Here is a 2,363-nt window from a genome sequence, read left to right on the forward strand (position 1 = left end):
CTGAATTGGAAAATCTCTTATCCACACCAACTGGAGAGCAATATTGGAATTTAGTGATGGCTTTTCCATGCAAAGAGTTTGTATTAAACCTATCTCAAAATGAATTGTGTAAGATTATCCGTCAATCTACCTCCAAACGAATCTCTGAAAAGCGTATTGCTTATCTGACTGATAAACTTATAAAACTCGCTAAACAATCTTTTTGTGCGGTCAAGAAAATCTCCCCAATGCTTGAAGAGGTTCGTTACTATGCTCAAGAATTGCTTCGTCTTTCTGAGCACAGACAGGTTGTCTTAGACGACATGGTAGCTCTAGCTCAGCCTTTACCAGAGTATGACATCTTACGATCAATTCCTGGCATCGCAGAAACCACAGCGACATCTATCATTGGCGAATTGGGAGATATTCGTCGCTTTCAGTCTACCAATCAAATCAACGCTTTTATTGGCATTGACCTGAGACACTATGAATCTGGGAACTTTCTCGCCAAGGAACACATTACTAAGCGAGGTAATCCCTATGCCAGAAAAATCTTGTTCAAGTGCATTCATAACATCGCTTCAGCTAGTCATACCAATCCCTGCCATATCGCCGACTTTTATGAGAAACGAAAAAGACAATCGACAATAGCTTCAACATGAGGTGTTTTTTAGCGTGCCCTTTTATGGATCAATAAGTGGTAAAAATAAGACAGTAACCTCAGAATAGCTACTGTCTTATCTCTTTTTTTTTACTTAAGGCCCTTGATATACTTGACAAATGGTAGAAAAGAGCCTTTTAAAGTCAAAAAAAGAGCTTTTAAGCTCTTCAACTACGGAGAATAAGGGATTCGAACCCTTGCGCCAGTTACCCGACCTAACGATTTAGCAAACCGTCCTCTTCAGCCTCTTGAGTAATTCTCCTATTAATGGGCACGAGTGGACTCGAACCACCGACCTCACGCTTATCAGGCGTGCGCTCTAACCACCTGAGCTACGCGCCCAAGTTAAATAACTTGGTAAATGAACTAAATGTTCAAAGCGGGTGACGAGAATCGAACTCGCGACAACAGCTTGGAAGGCTGTAGTTTTACCACTAAACTACACCCGCATAAAAACAAATATGGCGCGAGACGGAATCGAACCGCCGACACATGGAGCTTCAATCCATTGCTCTACCAACTGAGCTACCGAGCCTTATTGCGGGAGCAGGATTTGAACCTACGACCTTCGGGTTATGAGCCCGACGAGCTACCGAGCTGCTCCATCCCGCGTTAATAATAAAGGAGGATGTGGGATTCGAACCCACGCACGCTTTTACACGCCTGACGGTTTTCAAGACCGTTCCCTTCAGCCGGACTTGGGTAATCCTCCATAGTATTTAATGGACCTTGTAGGACTTGAACCTACGACCACTCGGTTATGAGCCGAGAGCTCTAACCAGCTGAGCTAAAGGTCCAACAAGATCATTATAGCGGCGAAGGGGATCGAACCCCCGACCTCCCGGGTATGAACCGGACGCTCTAGCCAGCTGAGCTACACCGCCATCAATCGGGAAGACAGGATTCGAACCTGCGACACCTTGGTCCCAAACCAAGTACTCTACCAAGCTGAGCTACTTCCCGAGTTAAATAGAAAAAATGCACCCTAGAGGAGTCGAACCTCTAACCGCCTGATTCGTAGTCAGGTACTCTATCCAGTTGAGCTAAGGGTGCTCATTATATGCCGAGGACCGGGATCGAACCGGTACGATCGTTACCAATCGCAGGATTTTAAGTCCTGTGCGTCTGCCAGTTCCGCCACCCCGGCCTCTCTAAGCGAACGACGGGATTCGAACCCGCGACCCCCACCTTGGCAAGGTGGTGTTCTACCACTGAACTACGTTCGCATCGACCTCTTGGTTATATTAAAAAAATGCCGGCTACATGACTTGAACACGCGACCCTCTGATTACAAATCAGATGCTCTACCAACTGAGCTAAGCCGGCTTATTTCTATTATGCGGGTTAAGGGACTTGAACCCCCACGCCGTTAAGCGCCAGATCCTAAATCTGGTGCGTCTGCCAATTCCGCCAAACCCGCAATGATGACCCGTACTGGGCTCGAACCAGTGACCCATTGATTAAAAGTCAATTGCTCTACCAACTGAGCTAACGAGTCTAAAATAACTTACGTTATCTTAAACGGTCCCGACGGGAATCGAACCCGCGATCTTCGCCGTGACAGGGCGACGTGATAACCGCTACACTACGGGACCTATGGGAGTTAACGGGATCGAACCGCTGACCCTCTGCTTGTAAGGCAGATGCTCTCCCAGCTGAGCTAAACTCCCTTTAGCTAAGCGACTTCCTTATCTCACAGGGGGCAACCCCCAACTACTTCCGG

The 2,363-nt window shown here is 47.1% G+C and carries 17 tRNA genes and 1 pseudogene; 1 reads left to right on the forward strand and 17 read right to left on the reverse strand.

The annotated features are described in order from the left end of the window. Positions 1-638: pseudogene (locus GEZ89_RS09340) on the forward strand (transposase); the annotation flags it as partial. Positions 639-814: 176 nt separating this feature from the next. On the opposite strand, the gene GEZ89_RS09345 reads toward GEZ89_RS09340, so the two are convergent. From GEZ89_RS09345 to GEZ89_RS09425, 17 genes are all read right to left on the reverse strand, one after another. After that, a tRNA-Ser gene (locus tag GEZ89_RS09345) sits at positions 815-902 on the reverse strand. Between the two features lie 6 nt (positions 903-908). Next, positions 909-982 (reverse strand) — tRNA-Ile (locus GEZ89_RS09350). A 36-nt stretch (positions 983-1,018) separates the two neighbouring features. Next, positions 1,019-1,089 (reverse strand) — tRNA-Gly (locus GEZ89_RS09355). A gap of 13 nt (positions 1,090-1,102) precedes the next feature. Next, positions 1,103-1,175: transfer RNA gene (locus GEZ89_RS09360), tRNA-Phe, on the reverse strand. A gap of 3 nt (positions 1,176-1,178) precedes the next feature. Then, positions 1,179-1,252 (reverse strand) — tRNA-Met (locus GEZ89_RS09365). A gap of 10 nt (positions 1,253-1,262) precedes the next feature. Beyond that, positions 1,263-1,352: transfer RNA gene (locus GEZ89_RS09370), tRNA-Ser, on the reverse strand. Between the two features lie 11 nt (positions 1,353-1,363). Beyond that, positions 1,364-1,437 (reverse strand) — tRNA-Ile (locus tag GEZ89_RS09375). A 13-nt stretch (positions 1,438-1,450) separates the two neighbouring features. After that, positions 1,451-1,524, reverse strand: a tRNA-Met gene (locus tag GEZ89_RS09380). A 5-nt stretch (positions 1,525-1,529) separates the two neighbouring features. Next, positions 1,530-1,603: transfer RNA gene (locus GEZ89_RS09385), tRNA-Pro, on the reverse strand. Positions 1,604-1,619: 16 nt separating this feature from the next. Further along, positions 1,620-1,693 (reverse strand) — tRNA-Arg (locus GEZ89_RS09390). Between the two features lie 8 nt (positions 1,694-1,701). Continuing rightward, positions 1,702-1,787 (reverse strand) — tRNA-Leu (locus GEZ89_RS09395). Positions 1,788-1,794: 7 nt separating this feature from the next. Next, positions 1,795-1,866 (reverse strand) — tRNA-Gly (locus GEZ89_RS09400). A 27-nt stretch (positions 1,867-1,893) separates the two neighbouring features. Then, a tRNA-Thr gene (locus GEZ89_RS09405) sits at positions 1,894-1,966 on the reverse strand. A 12-nt stretch (positions 1,967-1,978) separates the two neighbouring features. Continuing rightward, positions 1,979-2,060, reverse strand: a tRNA-Leu gene (locus GEZ89_RS09410). Positions 2,061-2,065: 5 nt separating this feature from the next. After that, positions 2,066-2,138: transfer RNA gene (locus GEZ89_RS09415), tRNA-Lys, on the reverse strand. Between the two features lie 24 nt (positions 2,139-2,162). Beyond that, positions 2,163-2,235: transfer RNA gene (locus tag GEZ89_RS09420), tRNA-Asp, on the reverse strand. A 2-nt stretch (positions 2,236-2,237) separates the two neighbouring features. After that, positions 2,238-2,310: transfer RNA gene (locus GEZ89_RS09425), tRNA-Val, on the reverse strand. Between the last annotated feature and the right edge of the window lie 53 nt (positions 2,311-2,363).

The organism is Streptococcus mitis, from assembly GCF_009496285.1.
GTDB lineage: Bacteria > Bacillota > Bacilli > Lactobacillales > Streptococcaceae > Streptococcus > Streptococcus mitis_BP.